The organism is Anaeromyxobacter oryzae, from assembly GCF_023169945.1.
In the GTDB taxonomy this organism is placed as follows: domain Bacteria; phylum Myxococcota; class Myxococcia; order Myxococcales; family Anaeromyxobacteraceae; genus Anaeromyxobacter; species Anaeromyxobacter oryzae.
Genome location: NZ_AP025591.1, coordinates 3,964,286 through 3,984,846 on the forward strand (window position 1 = coordinate 3,964,286; position 20,561 = coordinate 3,984,846).

The following is a 20,561-nucleotide window of genomic DNA, read 5'->3' on the forward strand; positions in this document are numbered from 1 at the left end:
GTCCCGCGATTAAGTAAACGCCGCCATGCCTGCGCAGACGGACCCGCTCGCGACGCCACCGAGCCCGACCAACTTGTCCTTCGTCGAGAACCTCTACTACGCGTGGCTGCGCGATCCCAGCGCCGTCGACGCCCCGTGGCGCGCCTACTTCGAGAACCTCCCGCCGGCGCCCGGCGCCGCTCCGCCGCCCGAGGCGTTCGAGCCGCGGCGCGCGAACGGACACGCCGCCCTGACGGCGGCGGGCCCGTCCGCCGGCGCGGGACCGGACGCGGCGTTCCAGGCGAAGGTCGACCGGCTGGTCCAGGCATACCGTGAGTACGGTCACCTCCGGGCGCGGCTCGACCCGCTCGGCCTGGTCCGTCCCGCCGAGCCGTTCACGCTCGAGCAGTTCGGCCTCTCGCCGTCCGACCTCGACCGGCCCTCCTCCGATCCGGAGGGGCGCGGAGATCGGACGCTCCGCGATCTCGTCTCGCGCCTCGAGGAGACTTACTGCCGGACGCTCGGCGTCGAGCTCGCCCACATCCACGACCAGGACCTGCGCGGCTGGCTCGAGGCGCGGATGGAGCGGACCAGGAACCGGCTCCCGCTCGCGCCGGGCGTGAAGAAGCTCCTCCTCGAGAAGATCCTCCAGGCCGAGAGCCTCGAGCAGTTCCTCGGGACGCGGTTCCTCGGCGCGAAGCGCTTCAGCGTCGAGGGCGCCGAGGGCTTCCTCGCGCTCCTCGAGTTCCTCGTCGATCGCGCGACCGGGCACGGCGTGCGGAACGTCGTCATCGGGATGGCGCACCGCGGCCGGCTCAACGTCCTCGCGAACATCGTCGGCAAGCCGCTCGAGCAGATCTTCGCCGAGTTCCGCGACAACGCGATCATCAACGCCGCCGGCGGCGACGTGAAGTACCACCTCGGCTACTCCAGCGATCGGGAGACGCCGGACGGCGTCCTCGTCCACCTCTCGCTGTCCTTCAACCCGAGCCACCTCGAGTGGATCGACCCCGTCGTGCAGGGCCGCGTCCGGGCGAAGCAGGACCGCTACCAGGACTTCGACAGGCTCCGGTCGCTGCCGGTGCTGGTCCACGGCGACGCGGCGTTCGCGGGGCAGGGGATCGTCGCCGAGATCCTGAACATGTCGCAGCTCGAGGGCTACGCGGTCGGCGGGACGATCCACGTCATCGTGAACAACCAGGTCGGGTTCACGACCGCGCCGCGCGACGCGCGCTCGACGACGTACGCCACCGGGCCGGCGCGGATGCTCCAGATCCCGCTCATCCACGTGAACGGGGAGGACATCGAGGCGGTGGCGCAGGCCGTGCTGCTCGCGGTCGACTTCCGGATGCGCTTCCACCACGACGTGGTGATCGATCTCTGGGGCTACCGCCGGCACGGGCACAACGAGGGCGACGAGCCGTCGTTCACGCAGCCGGTCATGTACCGGACGATCGCGCGGAAGCCGACGCTGCGCGCCGAGTACGCCGAGCAGCTCGTGAAGGAGGGCACGGCGACCCCGGCCGAGGTCGAGGCGATGGCGACCGGCTACCGGCGCCGCCTCGAGGCGGCGTACCAGGCGTCCGCGAAGCTCGCGGTGCAGGCGGGCGCGCAGGCGATGACCGGGTTCTGGAAGCGGTACCGCGGCGGCCTCCTCGACCCTCGCGAGGAGCCGCGGACCGCGGTGAAGCTCGACGTCGTCCGCCACGCGGCGGAGGCGGTCACCCAGGTGCCGCAGGGCTTCGCGGTGCATCCCAAGCTCCAGAAGGTGCTCGAGGCGCGCGCGGAGATGGGGCGCGGGGCGCGCCCGCTCGACTGGGGCATGGGCGAGGCGCTCGCGATCGCGACGCTCGCGCTCGACGGGACCCGGATCCGGCTCGTCGGCCAGGACGTCCGGCGCGGCACGTTCAGCCACCGCCACGCGGTGCTCTTCGACTACTCGACGGGCGTCCCCTACACGCCGCTCGCGCACCTGCGCGAGGGCCAGGGCACCGTCGAGGTCCGCGACAGCCTCCTCTCCGAGGCGGCCGCGCTCGGGTACGAGTACGGCTACAGCCTGGAGATGCCGGAGGCGCTCACGATCTGGGAGGCCCAGTTCGGCGACTTCGTGAACGCGGCGCAGGTGATCCTGGACCAGTTCCTCGCGTCCGGCGAGGCGAAGTGGAACCGGCTCTCCGGCCTGGTCCTGCTCCTGCCGCACGGGATGGAGGGGCAGGGGCCGGAGCACTCGTCGGCGCGGCTCGAGCGGTTCCTCGAGCTGTCGGTGGACGACAACTGGCGCGTCGTGAACCTCACCACGCCCGCGCAGTACTTCCACGCGCTCCGGCGGCAGGTCGTGTCGCCGTGGCGAAAGCCGCTCGTGGTGATGTCGCCGAAGAGCCTGCTCCGGCACCCCCGCGCGGTCTCGTCCATCGAGGAGCTGGCACAGGGCGGCTTCCAGCCCGTGATCGCGGATCCGGTCGAGGACCCGGGAGAGATCACGCGGGTCGTCCTGTGCTCGGGCAAGGTCTACTACGACCTGGTCGCGGCACGGGAGGCGTCGACGGCGCGCCACGTCGCGCTGGTCCGGGTCGAGGAGCTGTACCCGGTCCACCACGAGGCGATCCGCGACGCCGTCGCGAGGTTCCGGCCCGGCGTGGAGATCGTGTGGGCCCAGGAGGAGCCCGCGAACATGGGCGCGTGGGACTACGTCGACCTGCACCTCTCGCCGCGGCTGCCCCGGCCCCTCGAGCTCGTCTCGCGGCCGCCCTCGGCGAGCCCCGCGGTGGGCTCCATGACGCGCCACAAGCTCGAGCAGGAGCAGCTCGTCCGGCAGGCGCTCGGCGAGCCCATGCCCCGCACCCAGCGCGCGGAGACGCGCGCGGCCGCCCAGGAGCGGTAGCGAACCCCATGTCCATCCAGCTCAAGGTCCCGTCCCTCGGCGAGTCGGTGACGCAGGCGACGATCGGCGCGTGGCTCAAGAAGGAGGGCGAGCCGGTCCAGCTCGACGAGCCGCTCGTGGAGGTCGAGAGCGAGAAGGCCACCGTCGCCGTCCCGGCGCCCGCGGCCGGCGTTCTCCGGAAGGTGCTGAAGGCGAGCGGGGACACGGTCGCGGTGGGCGAGGTGATCGCCGAGCTCGACGCCGCCTCGTCCCAGGACGCCGCGTCGCCGTTCGGCTCCGGGCCGCTCCCGGGCGGCGTCCGGCCGGCGGGGCGGGACGACGCCGCCACCGCGGCGCGCGACCCGCGCGCGACCCAGGGCCTCGGGGGCGCGAACGGCGTCCGCGCGGGCGCCGGCGGCCGTCCCGCCGCGGTGCCGCTGGAGGCGCCGGGCGCGGCCGCGGCGAACGCACCCGCGCCGCGCCGGGCGCCGCCGTCGGCGCGGCGCCTCATGGCGGAGGCCGGCGTCGCCGAGGGCGTCGTGGCCGGGAGCGGTCCCGGCGGGCAGATCCGGAAGGAGGACGTCGTCCGGGCGCTGGAGGCACGCGCGCCGGCGCCGTCCGCGCCGCCGGCTCCGGCCCCGGTGCAGGCCCCCGGGAAGGACGGCGCGGCGGCGCGGGAGCGCGTCGTCCCGATGACGCCGCTCAGGAAGACCGTCGCGCGCCGGCTCGTCGAGGCGCAGCACACGGCGGCGATCCTCACGACCTTCAACGAGGTCGACATGTCGCGCGTGCTCGCGCTGCGGGAGAAGCACGGCGAGAGCTTCCTCGCGCGCCATGGCGTGAAGCTCGGGTTCATGTCCTTCTTCGTGAAGGCGGCGGTCGAGGGGCTGCGCGCTTTTCCAGGCGTGAACGCGGAGATCCGCGGCGACGCCGTCGTCTACAAGGACCACTACGACATCGGCGTGGCGGTCGGCGGCGGCAAGGGGCTCGTCGTGCCGGTGGTGCGCGACGCCGACGCGCTCTCGTTCGCCCAGGTCGAGAAGGCCATCGGCGAGCTCGCGAAGAAGGCGAAGGAGAACCGCATCACGATGGACGACCTCGCCGGCGGGACCTTCACCATCTCGAACGGCGGCATCTATGGGTCGCTCCTCTCGACGCCCATCCTGAACCCGCCGCAGTCCGGCATCCTCGGGCTGCACAAGATCGAGAAGCGCGCCGTGGTCGGCGAGGGCGACCAGATCGCCGTCCGGCCCATGATGTACGTCGCGCTCTCCTACGACCACCGGCTCGTGGACGGCCGCGAGGCCGTGAGCTTCCTCGTGAAGGTGAAGGAGTGCATCGAGGACCCGGAGCGCATCCTGCTCGAGGTGTGAGCGTCCCCCTGCCGCCGCGCCTCGTGCGCTCCGCCGCCGACGTTCCCTCGGGCGCGACGCGGGTGTTCCTGCGCCGCTGGGCGGCGCGGACCTCGCATCTGCTCCAGGTCGGCTGCGGCGACGGCGAGGTCCTCGCACGGCTCGCCTGGAACGGCGTGGTGGTGTCGGGCGTGGAGGAGGATCCCGCCGCCGCGGCGGTCGCCCGGGCGCGCGGGCTCGACGTCGTGACCGGCGGGATCGAGGACGTCCGCGGCGGGCCGTTCGCGGTCGTGGCGCTCACCGGGGTCCTCCGCATGGCGCCATCGCTCGACGCGATGCTCCGGTCCGCGTGGCGGCTCCTCGACGACGGCGCGATCCTGCTCGTCGAGGACCTCGACCCCCGCCGCGCGGGCACCGTCGGGCACGCTGGCGTCGAGATCCGCGGGTTCGTCGCGGCGCGCTTCGACCTCATCGACTCGCGCGAGGTGCCCGCGCTGTATCGCCGGGTCGCGGCGCGGATCTCGGGCACGCCTCGGGATGGTCCGGGCGCGGCGAGCGCGGTCGCGGCGCTGCTCTGCGAGGAGCGGCGGCTCGTGCGCGCGGGGGTGATCCGCGCGGCCGGGCTCCGGCTCGTCGCCGTGAAGCGGTGAGCGCGCGGCCCGGCCGGGACTACTGCGCGCGCGCCGCGCGCTCGCCCGCGTCCGGCGCCGGTCGCTCCTCGCCCACGAGCGCGAGGAGCGTGAGCGCGTCGTGGACCGCGTGGCCGCCGAGGTCGTTGTTGAAGTAGACGTACGCGTCGCGGCGGCGCCGCGCCCACGCGAGGAGGTCCTCGGCGTAGGGCCGGAGCCCCTCCGCGCCGTAGCGGCCCGAGTACCGGCCGGTCGTGCCGTGGAACCGGAGGTAGCGCCAGCCGCCGGTGAGCCGCGGCGGGGACCGCGTCACGGCGTCGTGCTCGCAGAACGCCGCCCCGTGCCCGTCGAGCACGTCGCAGATCGCGTCCGCGTACCAGGCCGGATCGCGGAACTCGAAGGCGTGGCGCCCCGGCGGCAGGCGGGAGAGGAAGTGGTCGAGCCGCTCCAGATCCGGCTTCATGTGCGGCGGGAGCTGCCAGAGCGTCGGGCCGAGCTTCTCCCGGAGGTGGACGACCGGGTGGTAGAACCGGCGGATTCCCTCGCCCGCGTCGAGGAGCCGCTTCATGTGCGTGAGGTAGCGCGAGCCCTTCACCGCGAAGACGAACCCGGCGGGCACGATGTCGTGCCAGCGCGCGACCGCGTCCGGCGACGGCAGCCGGTAGAAGGTCGCGTTCATCTCGACGGTGTCGAAGAAGCGGGCGTAGAGCGGCAGCCAGTTCCGCTGCGGGAAGCGGGGCGGGTAGAGGACGCCGCGCCAGTGGCGGTAGAGATAGCCGCTCGTGCCGATGCGCAGGCGCGCGGCGGTCACGGCGAGACCCCGTCCGACGCGGCGCGTCCCGGCGCGGGCGCCCCGGACGCCACCGCGTCGCGGAGCGCCTTCGCGAGCGGCCGCGCCTCGTGGCGGTAGGCGCCCCACGGATCGGCGCCGAGCCGCGCGAGGCGGCGCGGGACGGTGCGGACCGTGAAGCGATCGGGGCGGAGGCGCGGGGAGAGCTCGTCCCAGGCGAGCGGCACGGAGACCGGCGCGCCCGGCCTCGCCCGCACCGCGAACGCCGCGACCGACGTGTTGGTCCGGTTGTTCCGGAGGTAGTCGACGAGGATCTTCCGCTCGCGCCCGGTCCGCGCGAACGACGCCGTGAAGGTCCGCGGATCGTGCTGGACGAGGAGCCCGGCGAGCCCGCGCGCGAAGGCGAGGCAGTCCTGCCAGCGCGCCGCGGGGACGAGCGGGGCGACGACGTGCAGGCCGGCGCCGCCGGTCGTCTTCACGAACGCGCCGAGCCCGAGCGTGCGGAGCGCCTCGCGGACGAGCCGGGCCGCCGTGACGACCGCGGAGAAGGGCACCTCCGGGCCGGGATCGAGGTCGAGCACGATCCGGTCCGGCTCCTCCAGGCGATCCGTCGTCGAGTTCCACGTGTGCAGCTCGAGCACGTCCATCTGGACGAGGGACAGGAGCGCCTCGGCCGTGTCGACGACGAGGTACTCGCCGGTCTTGGTCTTCTCGCGGATCGCGACGCGCCGGACCGCGGCGGGCGCCCACTGCTTCGAGTGCTTCATGAAGCGGCACTCGCCCAGGAGGCCCTCGGGGCAGTGGTAGAGCGTGAGCGGCCGGCCGGCGAGGTGCGGGAGCATCGCCGGCGCGACCTCGGCGTAGTAGCGCGCGACGTCGGCCTTCGTGAGGCCGGGGTCGGGAAACATCACGCGGTCCGGGTGCGTGATGCGGACGCCGCCGATCTCGATCGCCGGCTCGGTGGAGGAGCGGGGGCGGGCCGGCCCCCTCACCCTGTCCCTCTCCCCCGGGGGGGGAGAGGGGAGACGTTCACTCGAGGTGGTCTTCGCCTTCCGGGTCGAGGTCGCGCTCGCGGTCGACCGAGGTCCTCCCTGTTCGGGGAGACGTTCACTCGAGGTGGCCTTCGGCTTCGCGGTCGAAGCCGCGCTCGACCGAGGTCCTCCCTCTCCCGGGAGACGTTCACTCAAGGTGGTCTTCGCCTTCCGGGCCGAGGTGGCGTTCGCGGTCGACCGAGGTCCTCCCTCTCCCCCCGCGCGAGCGGGGGGAGAGGGCCGGGGTGAGGGGGGGCGTCGGCGCTCGTGGCCCGCTCCCGCACGACCTCCTCCGCGCGCTTGTCGTCGCGGAGCCCCTGGAACGACGGGTGCCGGATCTTGCCGTCCTTCGTCCACTCCGTGAACGAGACCTCCCCGACGAGCACCGGCTTCACCCAGTGCGCGTTCCGTCCGAGCCACCCCCGCGGCTCGGGCGTGAACGGCGGGTCCGGCTGCTCGAGCTTCTCGAGCCGGGCGCGCAGCGCCCGGGCGCCCTCGTTCGTGAAGCCGGTCCCGACCTTGCCGGCGAACCGGAGCGCGCGGCCCTCGTAGGCGCCGACGAGGAGCGCACCGATCCCCTCGCGCGCCGCGCCCTCCGGATCCGTGAAGCCCCCGATGACGAGCTCCTGCCGCGCGACGCACTTGGCCTTCACCCAGACCGTGTTCCGCCCGGGCCGGTACGGCGCGTCGGCGCGCTTCGAGACGATCCCCTCGAGCCCGAGGCGGCACGCCTCGCGGAGGGTCGCCGCGCCGTCCGCGGTCACGTGCGGCGCGTATCGGACGAGCCCGCGCCCCTCCCCGAGGAGCCGCTCGAGCGCGGCCTTCCGCTCGAGGAGCGGGCGCCCGGAGAGCTCCTCGCCGTCGAGGTGGAGCAGGTCGAAGACGAAGTAGACGAGGCTGCGCCGGCCGCCCGAGAACGCGTTCTGCAGCGCCTGGAAGCTCGTCCGGCCGTCGGGCAGCACCGCCGCGACCTCGCCGTCGAGGAGGGCGCGGCGCGCGGGCAGCGCCTCCACGGCGCGCGCGACCTCCGGGAACTGCGCGGTCCAGTCCTTTCCCCGGCGGCTCCACAGCGTCGCGCGCCCGCGCTCGAGCGCGGCGCCGATGCGGTACCCGTCGTACTTCACCTCGTGGACCCAGCCATCACCCGCCGGCGGCTCCGCGACGAGCGTCGCGAGCTGGGCGCGATAGGCCGGGGCGGGCGCGCGGGGGGCCACGCCCGAACGGTCGGCACGTACGCGGGGTGTGCGCAACCCCGGGTGGCGGGCCGCCGGGTGGGCAGCCGCTCCCGGGTGCGGCCGCTCAGGCGCGGCGCGGGCGCGGCGCCGGCGGCTGCGCGGTGCGCGGGTCCTCCGGCCAGGCGTGCCGGGGGTAGCGCCTGGACAGCTCGCGGCGGAGCGCCGGGTAGTGCCGGTCCCAGAAGCCCGCGAGGTCCGTCGTCACCTGCACCGCGCGCTGGTTCGGCGCGAGCAGGTGCAGCACGACCGGCACACGACCGCCGGCGATCGCCGGCCCCTGGGCCATGCCGAAGAAGTCCTGCAGCCGGCTCTCGATCCAGGGCGGCTTGCCAGGCTCGTACTGGACGCGCGCGCTCCGCCCTCCGGGGAGCACGAGCCGCTCCGGGGCGAGCCGCTCGAGGGCGGCGCGCGCCCGCGGCTCGAGCCGGCCGAGGAGCGCGGCCGGCAGGTCGGCCTCGCGGAGCTCCCCGAAGCTCCGGCGCCCCTGGGCCGCGTCCCGGAGCGCCGCCTGGAGCTCGGGCTCTCCGGGCGGTGCGAGCCCGGTCTCGGGCGCGTGCTCCGCCGCGAACGCGATCCGTGCGAGGAGCCGGTCGAGGGCGCCCTCGGGCGCGAAGGCGCGCGCGCCGGCGGCGAGGGCCTCCTCCGCGAGGCGCGCCGCGACCCGCTCCGGATCCGGCCGCTGCGCGCGCGTCTCCTCGAGGACGAGGTCCTCGTAGAGGAGCCGCTCCGTCGCCTCGACCCGCTCCGCGGCGGCGTTCCAGGAGACGGCATCCTCGTACCGGAGCGCGCCGGGGACGAGGTCGAGGAGCAGCTCCTGCGTCACCGCGCTCGCGATCCGGACCCGCACCTCGGCGCCGCGCCCGGCGCCCGGCGCGCGGCGATCCCCGCGGCGCTCCTCGGCGTCGACGGCGACGAGCAGCGGCGCCTCCCGGACGACGCTCGCGGGATCGAGCCGGGCGCTGCCCCCGCCCACGAGGACGATCTCGTCGGATCCGGGCGCGCGGCGCCGGCCGACGCGGTCCGGGTAGGCGGCGAGCGTCGCGGCGAGGAGGGCGTCGTCCGGGTCCGCGCCGGTCGACTCCGCGCCCGCTGCGCGGGCGCCGCGCTCGGGGCGAACGGGATGAGCGCGCGCGAGCCGCGCGAGCTGCCGCCGGCTCCGCTCGACCGCCTGCGCCGCGCCCGGGTTCACGCCCATCCGCCGGAGCCGGTCGGGATCGAAGCGGGCGCGCGCGGCCTCCTCGAAGGCGTGCGCGAGCTCGAGCAGGTCCGACGGGCCCGTGGGCGGCAGCGCCGCGCCCTCGAGCGCGCGGCGGTCGCGGAGGTCGCGCTCGCCGAGGAGCGCCGCGAGCAGGGCGCCCTCCTCCGGCGCACCGCGATCCGCAGCCTCGACGACGAGGCGCGCGAGGCGCGGGTGGAGGGGCAGCCCGAGCATCCGGCGGCCCGTCGCGGTGAGCGCGCCGCCGGGACCGACCGCGCCGAGGCGGAGGAGCAGCGTGCGCGCGGCCTCGAGCGCCGGCGGCGGCGGCGGCTCGAACCACTCGAACCCCTCGCCGGCGCCGAGGCCCGCGAGCGCGAGCAGGGTCTCCGAGAGGTCCTCGCGGAGGACCTCTGGGACGTCGAACTCGGGGCGGGCGTCGTGGTCGTGGCGCGTGTAGAGGCGGAGCGCGCGCCCGGGCCGCGTCCGGCCCGCGCGTCCGGCGCGCTGCGCGGCCGACGCGCGGCTCACCTTCTTCACCTCGAGCGTGGGCAGGCCGGACCAGGGCGAGTGCGACGCCACGCGCGCGAGGCCCGAGTCCACCACCGCGACGACTCCCTCGATCGTGACGGAGGTCTCGGCGACGTTCGTCGAGAGGATCACCTTGCGGCGCGGGCCGGGCCGCACGGCGCGGTCCTGCTCCTCGGCCGGGAGATCGCCGTGCAGCGGGAGCACGTCGACGCCCGCCTCCGCCGCCCAGGCGCCGAGCGCCTCGCGCGCCCACCGGATCTCCGCGGCGCCGGGCAGGAACACCAGGACGTCGCCGTCGATCCCCTCGCGGTGCAGCCGGCGCACGGCGCGCGCGACCAGCCCGTCGAGCCGCACGTCCGGACGGGCGGCCTCCTCCGGCGACAGGTACTCGACGGCGACGTCGAACCGTCGCCCCTCCGAGCGGACGGAGGCCGCCCCGAGGAAGCGCGCCACCGGCGCGGCGTCGAGGGTCGCGGACATCGCGACGAGCTTCAGATCGGGGCGCGCCGTGCGCTGGAGCCGCCGGAGGAACGCGAGGGCGAGATCGCCCTGGAGGTGCCGCTCGTGGAACTCGTCGAGGACCACCGCGCCGACGCCGGGCAGGGTGGGCTCGGAGAGGAGCCGCCGCGTGAGCAGCCCCTCCGTCACGTACCGGATCCTCGTCCGCGGCCCCGCCACCTCGTCGAACCGGACCTGGTACCCGACGGTCTCGCCGGGGCGCTCCCCGAGCTCCTCCGCGACGCGCCGCGCCGCCATCCGCGCCGCCAGCCGGCGCGGCTCGAGCACCACGACCTCGCCGCGGCCGGCGAGCCCCGCCGCGTGCAGGGCGACCGGGACGCGCGTCGTCTTCCCCGCGCCGGGGGGCGCCTCGACGACGACGGCCGGCCCGGCGCGGGCGGCGGCCACGATGTCCGGGAGCACCTCGTCGATGGGGAGCTGAAGCGGCACGGACGGCGTTCTAACCCGGGCGGAGACCTGGAGGCGACACAACCGCCCCCGGGGCTCGTGCCCGAACCCGTGCCCGTGAACGTACCCGGCCTCTCCGTGCCCGCCTCCCGCGTCCCGTGGCCCGTGGGCCGCAACCCGTGCCCGTGCCCATCCGAGGGCCGCTTGACAGCCCTGCCCCGAGCCTTACGTGGAGAGCACGGACGCGGCGCGGCACCGACCCCCGACCCGCCGCGCCCCGGGGACTCGAACACTCACCAGGACCAACCGCCGGGCGCACGCGCCCGCGCGGAACAGGAGACGACCATGACGACGCTGTGGAACGACAGGAACGGTGGATTCGCCGCGCTCACCGCCGAGGTGGACCGGCTCGTGAACGGCCTCGCCCGGCCCGCGGCCGGGGCGTGGAGCTACGGCCTCGCACCCGCCGCCGACGTCCTCGAGACCGAGGCGGGGTACCGCGTGGTGCTGGATCTGCCCGGGCTCGAGCCGGCCGCGCTGAAGATCGACATCGAGAACGACACGCTCAGCGTCCAGGCCGAGCGGAAGCAGCCCGTGCTCGCGGGCGGCGAGACGGTGCACCGGAGCGAGCGGAGCTTCGGGACCTTCTTCCGCTCCTTCCGGCTGCCGAAGACCGTGGACGGCTCGCGCGTCGAGGCGCGCTACGAGGGCGGCGTGCTCACGGTGGAGCTGCCGAAGCGCGAGGAGGCGAAGCCGCGGACGATCTCGGTGCAGGTGAAGTAGGGCGAGCGTGCACCGGAGGGAACGGGCCCCCGGGCGTCGAGCGACGCTCGGGGGCTCCGCCGCGTTCACGGAGAGCGCGCGTGGCCCTCTGCGGCGTCACGCCGCGGCCTCTCCCCGAACCGAGTGACCGCGGACGGGCTCCAAGCCGCCGAGCACACACGCTCGGAGGGCACCATGACCTGGAGATCCATCTGTGCGGCCGCGCTCGTCGCGGCCGCCGGGGCGGCGACCGCCGCGGACGCGCCACGCCTCAAGCCGTTCGTGCTCGCCTCGCGCGGCGCCGGCGAGGTGCCGGCCGCCGCCGCCGCGGTGAAGGCGAAGCTCTCCGCCGCGGGGTTCGAGCTGGTCGGGGAGTACGCGCCCTACGACGGCGCCGTGGTGCTCGCGGTGACGAGCGCCGACCTCCGCGCGGCTGCGGCGCAGAACCGGTTCGGCGGGTACGGCGCCGCCCAGCGCGTCTCCGTGACGAAGGTGTCGGACGAGGTGCAGGTCGCGTACACGAACCCCGTCTACATGGCGGCCGCCTACCGCATGAAGGCGGATCTCTCGCCCGTCGCCGCCGCGCTCGGGTCCGCCCTCGGACGCCTCGAGGAGTTCGGGCCGGGCGACGGCCGCACCGCGAAGGACCTCCGCGGGTACCACTACACGCTCGGGATGCCGTACTTCGACGAGCCCTGGAAGCTCGGCGCGTTCGCGTCGCAGGCGGACGCGATCGCGGCGGTGGAGGCCGGCCTCGCGGCGGGGAGGGGCGGCACGCGCAAGGTCTACCGGATCGACCTGCCCGGCGCGGACGAGAGCGTCTTCGGCGTCGCCCTCTCCGACGGCTGCGGCGGCGACGGCAGCGTGATGCGCGAGATCGACTTCAAGCCGCTCCGCTCCACGGGGCACCTGCCGTACGAGCTCGTGGTGTCGAAGGGGCAGGTGCTCGCGCTGCACGCGAAGTTCCGGATCGCCGTGAACTTCCCGGACCTCTCGATGATGGGCAGCCACAGCTTCATGAACATCCGCTGCGCGCCGGACTCGATCGAGGGGGCGCTGCGGAAGGTCGTCGGCCGGTAACGGCCGTGAACGGAGAGGCCCCGGGCGTCCAGGGACGCTCGGGGCCTCTTCCTTCGCGTCGTCGTCGAAGTCGCCCGCTCCCTACGCCGGCTCCGGGACCTTCCTCGCCGGCGGCGGCGGCGGCGGCGCGACGGCCGTCACCACGAGGCGCAGCTTCTCGCCGCCGGGATCCACCTCGAGGCGGACCGTGCCGCCGGAGTGCAGCTCGCCGAAGAGGATCTTCTCCGCGAGCGGCTTCTTCACCTCGTTCTGGATGAGCCGCGCCATCGGGCGCGCGCCCATCTTCCGGTCGAACCCGTGCTCGGCGAGCCACTGCCGGCCCTCGGGCGCGAGCTCGATCTTCACCTTCTTCTCCGCGAGCTGGCCCTCGAGCTCCTTCACCATCTTGTCGACGACCTTGAGGATCACCTCGGTCGGCAGCGAGTCGAAGGCCACCCAGGCATCGAGCCGGTTGCGGAACTCGGGGCTGAAGGTCCGCTCGATGGCGTTCCGCGCGTTCCCCGGATCCGACATGTCCTGGCCGAAGCCGACGCGGCGGGCCGAGAGGTCCTGGGCGCCGGCGTTGGTCGTCATGATGAGGACGACGTGCCGGAAGTCCGCCTTGCGGCCGTTGTTGTCGGTGAGCGTCGCGTGGTCCATCACCTGGAGCAGCAGGTTGTAGATGTCCGGGTGGGCCTTCTCGATCTCGTCGAGGAGGAGGACCGCGTACGGCGTCTTGCGGATCGCGTCGGTGAGGAGCCCGCCCTGGTCGAAGCCCACGTAGCCCGGGGGCGCGCCGATGAGGCGCGAGACGGTGTGCTTCTCCTGGTACTCCGTCATGTCGAAGCGGAGGAACTCGACGCCGAGGATGCGCGCGAGCTGCTTCGCGAGCTCGGTCTTCCCGACGCCGGTGGGGCCGGAGAAGAGGAAGTTGCCGATGGGCTTCTCGGGCGAGCCGAGGCCGGAGCGGGAGAGCTTGATGGCCGACGAGATCGCCTCGATGGCCTTCTCCTGCCCGTAGATCACCTTCTTGAGCTCGGGCTCGAGGTTCGCGAGCTGCGCCTGGTCGTCCGCGGAGACGGTCCGCTCGGGGATCTTGGCGATCTTCGCCACGACCCGCTCCACGTCGCGGGCGGTGATGCGGTGCTTCCGCTTCACGTCCTCGCGCATCCGGTCGCGGGCGCCGGCCTCGTCGAGGACGTCGATCGCCTTGTCCGGGAGCTGCCGGTCGTTGATGTGCTTCGCGGAGAGCTCCGCCGCGGCGCGCAGGGCGCGGGGCGTGTACTCGACGCCGTGGTGCTCCTCGTAGACCCTCTTCAGGCCCTTCAGGATCTTGACCGTGTCCTCGACCGAGGGCTCGACGACCTCGATCTTCTGGAACCGGCGGGCGAGCGCGTGGTCGCGCTCGAACGTCTGCTTGTAGTCGTGGAACGTCGTGGAGCCGATGCAGCGCAGCTCGCCCGAGGCGAGCGCGGGCTTCAGGAGGTTCGAGGCGTCCATCGAGGAGCCGGTGGTCGCGCCGGCGCCGACGATGGTGTGGATCTCGTCGATGAACAGGATCGCGTGCGGCGTCTTCTTCACGCCGGCGATGACGCCCTTGAGCCGCTGCTCGAACTCGCCGCGGAACTTGGTGCCGGCGAGCAGCGCGCCCATGTCGAGCGAGTAGATCGCGGCCTTCGCGAGGATCTCCGGCACGCGCTTCTGGTGGATCCGGAGGGCGAGGCCCTCCACGATCGCGGTCTTGCCGACGCCCGGCTCGCCGACGAACACCGGGTTGTTCTTCCGGCGACGGCAGAGCACCTGGATGGTCCGCTCGATCTCGTTCTCGCGGCCGATGAGAGGGTCGATGAGCCCCTGCGCCGCGCGCTCCACCAGGTTCACGGTGAACGTCCGGAACGGGTCCTTCACCGGCCTCGGCCCGCCCTCCTCGTTCTCCTCGCCGCCGCCCTCGCCGTCCGCGCCATCGCCTCCACCACCGTCCTTGCCGATCCCGTGGGAGATGTACTGGAGGATGTCGAGCCGCCGGACACCCTGCTTCTCGAGGAGGTAGACCGCGTGCGAGCCGCGCTCGCGCGTGATGGCCACGAGGACGTCGCCGGCGTTCAGCTCGGTGCGGCCCGAGCCCTGGACGTGCCAGGCGGCCCGCTGCAGCACGCGCTGGAACGCGGCCGTCTGCTCCGGATCCTGGGACCCCGACACGGACTCGAGGGTCCGGTCCAGGTAGTCCTCGAGCTCCTTCTCGAGCAGCTTCAGGTCGGCGCCGCACGCGAGGAGGACCTCGGAGGCGACCTTGTCCTTCGTCATCGCGTGGAGCAGGTGCTCCAGCGTGACGTACTCGTGTCGCCGCCGGCGGGCCTCGCCCACGGCCGCCTGCAGGGTCTGCTGAAGCTCCTTCGAAACGGTCACCATCGCTACTCCGGCTCGATCGTCACGAGGAGCGGGTACTCCGCCTCGCGCGCCAGCTCCGTGGTCTTCTTCGCCTTCGTCTCCGCGATCTCGTAGGGATAGATACCCGCGACGCCGACGCCGTGCATGTGAACGTGCAGCATGATGCGGTGCGCGGACTCCGCGTCGTGGTTGAAGACCGTGATCAGCACCCAGTCGACGAACTCCTGGGTGGTGTAGTCGTCGTTGTGCAGCAGAACCCTGTAGAGCGGGGGCCGCTTCGTCTCCTTCTCGGTCTTCGTCTTGGGGACGACGACGTCGGTGCCGTCCCCGGGACGGGCGCGCTCGGCCATGGTGCGGTCATTGTAACGGACCCGCGGACGGGCGGCGGCGAGCGCCGGCCCGGTCGACGGGCGCGGTCCCCGGCGGGGCGCACCCCGCCCACGAGACGGCGCACCGCGCCGTCGCGCGGCGCCCCGGTAAGATGCGTGGATGACGACCGCCCTCCTGCTCGCGCTCGCCCTCGCCGCCGAGACCCCCGCGTCGACCCTCGACGTCGCTCCCGTCCCCGGCCGGCCGAACCTGCTGCAGCTCGGAGTCCCGCCCGTTCCGCCCGAGCTCGCGGCGCGGCTGAACCAGTACCAGAACGTCCGCGCGGCGAGCCTCATGGACGTCGCGGACGACGGCAGCGCGCTCCTCGTCCGGACCCGCTTCGGCAACACGAGCCAGCTGCACGTCGTGACGCGGCCGCTGGGGATGCGCGAGCAGATCACGTTCGGCGACGAGCCGGTGCTCGAGGCGCGGTTCGCGGCCGGCGACCCGCGGACGGTGTACTACCTGCAGGACAAGGGCGGCGGCGAGTTCTACCAGCTCTACCGCCTCGACCGGCGAACCGGCCGGTCGGCGCTGCTCACCGACGGGAAGAGCCGGCACGAGGCGCTGGTCGTCTCGCCGACCGGGCGGCACCTCGCGTGGGCCGGCACGGACCGGAACGGGAAGGACTCCGACGTCTACGTCGCGTCCACCACGACCCGGCGGCAGGCGCGCGTCGTCGAGGGCAGCGGGACGTTCACCCCGGTCGCGTTCTCGCGGGACGGGCTGCACCTCCTCGTCCTGCAGTTCCGGTCGATCGCGGACGCGGACCTCATCCTGGTGACGCTCGGGGAGGACGGTTCCATCGGCACCTCGGGCCCGCCGCGGCGCCTCCTCGAGCACGCCGGGATCCGCGGCGCCGCGTTCGCGCCGGACGGCGCGAGCGTGCTCGTCGCGTCCGACCTCGGGAGCGGGGACTGGGTGAAGCTGCGCTCCTTCCCCGTCCGCGATGGCCCGCGGGGTGCGCCCTTCCCGGCGGGCGCGTGGGACGTCGAGGCGCTCGAGCTGGCGCCCGACGGGCGGCTCGCCTTCACGGTGAACGAGGACGGGTACTCGCGCCTGTACGTGGCGGACGGGCCCGGCGCCCCGCCGCGCCGCATCGAGATCCCGGCCGGCGAGGTGACGCGCCTCGTGTTCCCGCGGGGCCGGAAGGACCTGCTCGCGCTGTCGGTGATGACCGCCACCGCGCCCGAGGACGCGTACGTGGTGAGCCTCCGCACCGGGAAGGCGGAGCGGTGGACGCGCTCCGAGGTGGGCGGCCTCGATCCCGCGACCTTCGTCGCGCCCGAGCTGGTCCGGTACCCGTCGACGGACGGGATCACGGTGCCGGCGTTCCTGTACCGGCCGCCCGGGGGCGCGCGCCGGCCGGTGATCATCGACTGGCACGGCGGGCCCGAGGGGCAGAACCGCCCGGTGCTGAAGCCCACCGTGCAGTACCTCGTCACCGAGCTCGGGTTCGCCGTGCTCCAGCCGAACGTGCGCGGCTCGGACGGCTACGGGAAGGCGTACCTCGCCGCCGACGACGGCGTGAAGCGCGAGGCGTCGCTCGCCGACATCGGCGCGACCCTGGACTTCATCGGGAAGGATCCGCGGCTCGACGCCGGGCGCGTCGCGTCCTGGGGCGGGTCGTACGGTGGGTACATGGTGCTCGCCTCGCTCGTCTTCCAGCCGGCGCGGATCCGCGCCGGCGTGGACGTCGTCGGCATCAGCTCGCTCCCGACGTTCCTCGAGTCGACCCAGGCGTACCGCCGCGATCTCCGCCGCGCCGAGTACGGCGACGAGCGGATCCCGGAGGTCCGGGCGGTGCAGGAGCGCATCTCGCCCCTGAACCACGCGGACCTCCTCCGGGCGCCGCTGCTCGTCATCCAGGGCAGGAACGATCCGCGCGTCCCGCAGTCCGAGGCCGAGCAGATCGTGAAGGCCGTCCGGGCGAACGGGAAGGAGGTCTGGTACCTCCTCGCCCTCGACGAGGGTCACGGGTTCCAGAAGAAGGAGAACCGGGACGTGGCGACGGCGGTCACGATCCTGTTCCTCGAGAGGATGCTCCGCGAGACCGCGGAGCCGGCTCCGGTGCGGTGAGCGAGGCGCCCTACGGGGGCGCCGTCGCGTCGAGGTCCCACCGCCCGCGCCACGTCGGCGCCGCGAGCGCCGCCTCGAGCCGCGCGAGGAACTGGGCGCGCGGGATCTCCCGTGCGCCGAAGCGGACGAGGTGCTCGGTCCGGACCTGGCAGTCGACCAGCTGGACGGCCCACCCCCGGAGCCACTCGACGCCGCGGACGAACGCGACCTTCGAGGCGTCCGGCCGGTCCGCGAACATGGACTCGCCGAAGAACGCCGCGCCGAGCGACACTCCGTAGAGGCCGCCCGCGAGCGCCTCGCCTTCCCAGGCCTCGAAGGAGTGGGCGAACCCGAGCGCGTGGAGGCGCTCGTACGCCGCGACCATCTCGTCGGTGATCCACGTGCCGTCTTGCCCCGGCCGCTCCTGTCCGGCGCACCGGCGGATCACGTCGCCGAACGCCGCGTCGGCGGTCACCCGGTAGGCGCCGCGCCGGATCGTGCGCGCGAGCGAGCGCGGGACGTGGAGCGCGGGCGGGTCGAGCACGAGGCGCGGATCCGGAGACCACCACAGGATCGGCGTGCCCTCGCTGAACCAGGGGAAGATCCCCTCGGCGTAGGCGGTGAGCAGCCGCTCCGGCGAGAGGTCCCCGCCCACGGCGAGGAGCCCATCGGGCTCCGCGTGCGCGGGATCGGGGAACACGGGCTCGCGGGGCAGGCGGTAGATCGGCACTGGAGGGGAGCATACCGGCGGACGGCCGGAGCACAACCCGGACCGCTCCCGGACGGCGCGGGACGGCCTCGCGCGGCGGGCGGCCGGCGGTCCGCCCCGGTCCGGCTCGCCCCGCGCGCCGTCCGCTGCCGTGCGCCGCCGCGGTGTCGACGTTTCCGCTTTCCCTGAACGGAGGCGACATGAGAGCGGTGGTGTGGAAGGGGCCGGGGAAGGTGTCCGTCGATCAGGTCGAGGATCCGAGGATCGAGAGCGCGACCGACGTCCTCGTGCGGATCAGCACCGCGGGGATCTGCGGGAGCGACCTGCACATGTACGAGGGGCGCACGTCGGCCGAGCCCGGCGTCGTGCTGGGCCACGAGAACATGGGCGTCATCGAGGAGGTGGGCAGCGCCGTGCAGCAGCTCCGGAAGGGCGACCGCGTGGTGTTGCCCTTCAACGTCTGCTGCGGCACCTGCTTCAACTGCTCGCGCGGCTACACGAACGCGTGCCTCGTGACGAACGACGAGGCGGCGGGCGCCGCGTACGGCTACGTCGGCATGGGCCCGTACCGCGGCGGGCAGGCCGAGCTGCTCCGCGTACCCTGGGGCGAGGCCAACTGCATCAAGCTGCCGGGGAAGCCGGGCGACGAGCTCGAGGACGACTTCCTGCTGCTCTCCGACATCTTCCCGACCGGCTACCACGCCGCGGAGATGGCGAACGTCCAGCCGGGCTCGACGGTCGCGATCTTCGGCGCCGGCCCGGTCGGCCTGCTCGCGGCCTACAGCTCCATGCTGCGGGGCGCGGCCGAGGTGTACGTCGTGGATGCCGTCCCGGAGCGGCTCGAGCGCGCCCAGAAGATCGGCGCGGTCGCGGTCGACTTCCGCAAGGGCCCGCCCGCGCAGCAGATCCGGGACCTGCGCCTCAAGAACCCGCTCGTGCGGGGGGCGATGCGCAAGGGCGAGGAGAAGATGGCCGGGGTCATGTGCGGCATCGACGCGGTGGGCTACCAGGCCAAGGACTTCGAGGACCCCTCGAAGGAGCAGCCGACCTCGGTGACCGAGCAGCTCGCGGAGATCGTGAACCCCACCGGCGCGCTGGGGATCATCGGCGTCTTCCTCCCCGAGGATCCCGGCGGCAAGGACAAGGCCGCGAAGCAGGGCGAGTACCGGCTGCCGTGGGGCGCCCTCTGGGAGAAGGGGATCCGGGTCGGCATGGGGCAGACGCCGGTGAAGAGCTACAGCCTCGCGCTGCGCGACCTCATCATCGCCGGCCGGGCGAAGCCGAGCTTCATCGTGTCCCGGCGGATCCCGCTCTCGGAGGCGCCCGACGCGTACGCGAAGTTCGACCGGCGCGAGCCGGGGTACACGAAGGTCCTCATCAAGCCCGCGATGGGGCAGCCCTCGGCGGCGCACTGAGCAACGGAGGAGCGCCCGGTCCGCAGCGTTCTCGCGCCGGGGCCGGGCGCTTCGCGCGCTCCGGGGTCAGAACCTCCCGCCCCACGCGACGAGCGGAGCCCGCTGGATCACCGGGTCGCGGGCCGTGCTCCCCTCGCCGTCGAGGGCGAGGCGGGCCCGCGGCGAGGGGAGGGCGCCGTACTGCGGCGCGCGCTCCGCGCTCCGCGTCTCGACGGCCGCGTGCACGACGCCGACGGTCGCGCCGACGATGATGCCGATCCCGGCGCCGACCATGAGGTCCTTCCCCCAGTCGCCTCCCTGGTTCACGAGGGCGACGCCGCCGCCGACGAGGAGCCCGGCCGCGCCGCCGTAGGCCGTGTCCGTGAGCACGGTCGCGAGGGGGTTCCGCCGCGGCTGCTCGCGCTCGTACACGCCGCCGCCGCCGCTCCCGGTCGCGGGGGGCGGCGGGTTCACCACCGTCGTCGAGGAGGGCGGCGGCTGCCCCGGCGCGCCTTGCGGCGGGTTCACCACGACCTGCTGCGAGGCGGCGCCACCGCCGGTCTGGCCGGAGGTGGACGACGAAGAGGACGAAGGCGCCGTGCCCGACGAGGGTGCGGACGCCGAGGAGGGCGCCGGGGACGGGGCGGCCCCCGCGGCCGACGAGCCGGTGCCCTGCGGCTCGTACTGCGGCTGCTGCGCCGGCTGCTGCTGGGGCGGCTGTTGCGGTTGCTGCGGTTGCTGCGGCTGCTGTGGCGGCTGGGGTTGCTGCTGGGGTGGCTGCGGCTGCGCCTGTGGCTGCTGCTGCGGGGGATACGGATAGGCCTGCGGTGCCTGGCCGAGCGCAGCGAGCGGCGCGAGGGCGGCAACGAGGAAGAGCGCGTGCTTGTTCATTGGGTTGGTTCCCCTCCGACCAAAAGGTGGTGCTCGCGAGGGGCGCGGGCCAAAGGGTGGTCTGGCGTCGGCCTCTCGCCCGGGACGCTCGGCGCCTCGCCCGGCGGCCGGTGGACGAGCGGAGCGCGCGGACTCCGCGGAACGCGGGGAGGCGAGGTTCACGGAAGGTGCGGCAGCCAGGAGGGGCGCCCCGCGCGACCTCCGCGCCTTCCGGATCGCGGCACACCATCCGGTGGACTACACCGTCGGTAGAATGGCGCGCGGGCGGCTCCCGCGCCTCCGGCGGACGGCGCGGGACCGCTCGAGGTGGACGGGCCGGATGGTCGGGCCGGGCGCGAATCGCGAGCCTGACCCTTCAGAGACCTTCCGCCGCGCCGCGTTGCCCAACAGTTTACGCCCCAGCGCGGGCCCCGGACCGTGGAG

The 20,561-nt window shown here is 74.3% G+C and carries 15 protein-coding genes; 7 read left to right on the forward strand and 8 right to left on the reverse strand.

Features of this window, described 5'->3' with window-relative positions; all coding sequences use genetic code 11:
- Window positions 1-25 precede the first annotated feature (25 nt).
- From AMOR_RS17340 to AMOR_RS17350, 3 genes are read left to right on the forward strand one after another with little or no spacing between them, the layout of a single operon-like run.
- Window positions 26-2,860 (forward strand): 2-oxoglutarate dehydrogenase E1 component, encoded by a 2,835-nt coding sequence (locus tag AMOR_RS17340; RefSeq protein WP_248352830.1) that lies wholly within the window; start codon window positions 26-28, stop codon window positions 2,858-2,860.
- A gap of 8 nt (window positions 2,861-2,868) precedes the next feature.
- On the forward strand, window positions 2,869-4,212 hold the full coding sequence (gene odhB / locus AMOR_RS17345; RefSeq protein WP_248352831.1) for a 2-oxoglutarate dehydrogenase complex dihydrolipoyllysine-residue succinyltransferase: 1,344 nt from the start codon (window positions 2,869-2,871) through the stop codon (window positions 4,210-4,212).
- Window positions 4,209-4,841, forward strand: a complete 633-nt coding sequence (locus AMOR_RS17350) for a class I SAM-dependent methyltransferase (RefSeq protein WP_248352832.1) — start codon at window positions 4,209-4,211, stop codon at window positions 4,839-4,841. The genes odhB and AMOR_RS17350 overlap by 4 nt, the downstream gene beginning before the upstream one ends.
- A gap of 19 nt (window positions 4,842-4,860) precedes the next feature.
- On the opposite strand, the gene AMOR_RS17355 is transcribed toward AMOR_RS17350, so the two are convergent.
- From AMOR_RS17355 to hrpB, 4 genes are all read right to left on the reverse strand, one after another.
- Window positions 4,861-5,631 carry a DUF72 domain-containing protein gene (locus AMOR_RS17355; protein ID WP_248352833.1) on the reverse strand — a complete coding sequence of 257 codons (771 nt, stop codon included), beginning with the start codon at window positions 5,629-5,631 and terminating at the stop codon, window positions 4,861-4,863.
- Window positions 5,628-6,602 (reverse strand): non-homologous end-joining DNA ligase, encoded by a 975-nt coding sequence (ligD, locus tag AMOR_RS17360; RefSeq protein ID WP_248352834.1) that lies wholly within the window; start codon window positions 6,600-6,602, stop codon window positions 5,628-5,630. The genes AMOR_RS17355 and ligD (AMOR_RS17360) overlap by 4 nt, the downstream gene beginning before the upstream one ends.
- Window positions 6,603-6,793: 191 nt before the next feature.
- On the reverse strand, window positions 6,794-7,855 hold the full coding sequence (gene ligD, locus AMOR_RS17365) for a non-homologous end-joining DNA ligase (RefSeq protein ID WP_248352835.1): 1,062 nt from the start codon (window positions 7,853-7,855) through the stop codon (window positions 6,794-6,796).
- An 85-nt stretch (window positions 7,856-7,940) separates the two neighbouring features.
- Window positions 7,941-10,550 carry an ATP-dependent helicase HrpB gene (gene hrpB / locus AMOR_RS17370; protein WP_248352837.1) on the reverse strand — a complete coding sequence of 870 codons (2,610 nt, stop codon included), beginning with the start codon at window positions 10,548-10,550 and terminating at the stop codon, window positions 7,941-7,943.
- A gap of 303 nt (window positions 10,551-10,853) precedes the next feature.
- Here hrpB and AMOR_RS17375 point away from each other — a divergent pair, with 303 nt between their 5' ends.
- Window positions 10,854-11,291 carry an Hsp20/alpha crystallin family protein gene (locus AMOR_RS17375; protein WP_248352839.1) on the forward strand — a complete coding sequence of 146 codons (438 nt, stop codon included), beginning with the start codon at window positions 10,854-10,856 and terminating at the stop codon, window positions 11,289-11,291.
- Between the two features lie 174 nt (window positions 11,292-11,465).
- Entirely contained in the window at window positions 11,466-12,350 is an 885-nt protein-coding gene (locus AMOR_RS17380) for a hypothetical protein (RefSeq protein ID WP_248352841.1), read from the forward strand.
- A gap of 81 nt (window positions 12,351-12,431) precedes the next feature.
- On the opposite strand, the gene clpA is transcribed toward AMOR_RS17380, so the two are convergent.
- Both clpA and AMOR_RS17390 read right to left on the reverse strand, forming a co-directional pair.
- The gene (gene clpA, locus AMOR_RS17385) at window positions 12,432-14,738 is read right to left on the reverse strand and encodes an ATP-dependent Clp protease ATP-binding subunit ClpA (RefSeq protein WP_248352844.1); all 2,307 of its coding nucleotides are present in this window, start codon (window positions 14,736-14,738) and stop codon (window positions 12,432-12,434) included.
- Between the two features lie 2 nt (window positions 14,739-14,740).
- A complete protein-coding gene (locus tag AMOR_RS17390; protein WP_248352846.1) occupies window positions 14,741-15,067 on the reverse strand; it encodes an ATP-dependent Clp protease adaptor ClpS in 327 nt (108 codons plus the stop codon).
- Between the two features lie 139 nt (window positions 15,068-15,206).
- Between AMOR_RS17390 and AMOR_RS17395 the strand changes: the two genes are divergently transcribed.
- Complete coding sequence (locus tag AMOR_RS17395; RefSeq protein WP_248352848.1) at window positions 15,207-17,165, forward strand: S9 family peptidase; 1,959 nt, start codon at window positions 15,207-15,209, stop codon at window positions 17,163-17,165.
- A gap of 10 nt (window positions 17,166-17,175) precedes the next feature.
- On the opposite strand, the gene aat is transcribed toward AMOR_RS17395, so the two are convergent.
- On the reverse strand, window positions 17,176-17,874 hold the full coding sequence (gene aat, locus AMOR_RS17400; protein ID WP_248352850.1) for a leucyl/phenylalanyl-tRNA--protein transferase: 699 nt from the start codon (window positions 17,872-17,874) through the stop codon (window positions 17,176-17,178).
- Window positions 17,875-18,053: 179 nt separating this feature from the next.
- On the opposite strand from aat, the gene AMOR_RS17405 reads away from it, so the two are divergent.
- Window positions 18,054-19,268, forward strand: a complete 1,215-nt coding sequence (locus AMOR_RS17405) for a glutathione-independent formaldehyde dehydrogenase (RefSeq protein ID WP_248352852.1) — start codon at window positions 18,054-18,056, stop codon at window positions 19,266-19,268.
- A gap of 66 nt (window positions 19,269-19,334) precedes the next feature.
- On the opposite strand, the gene AMOR_RS17410 is transcribed toward AMOR_RS17405, so the two are convergent.
- Complete coding sequence (locus AMOR_RS17410) at window positions 19,335-20,138, reverse strand: hypothetical protein (RefSeq protein ID WP_248352854.1); 804 nt, start codon at window positions 20,136-20,138, stop codon at window positions 19,335-19,337.
- Window positions 20,139-20,561: the final 423 nt, after the last annotated feature.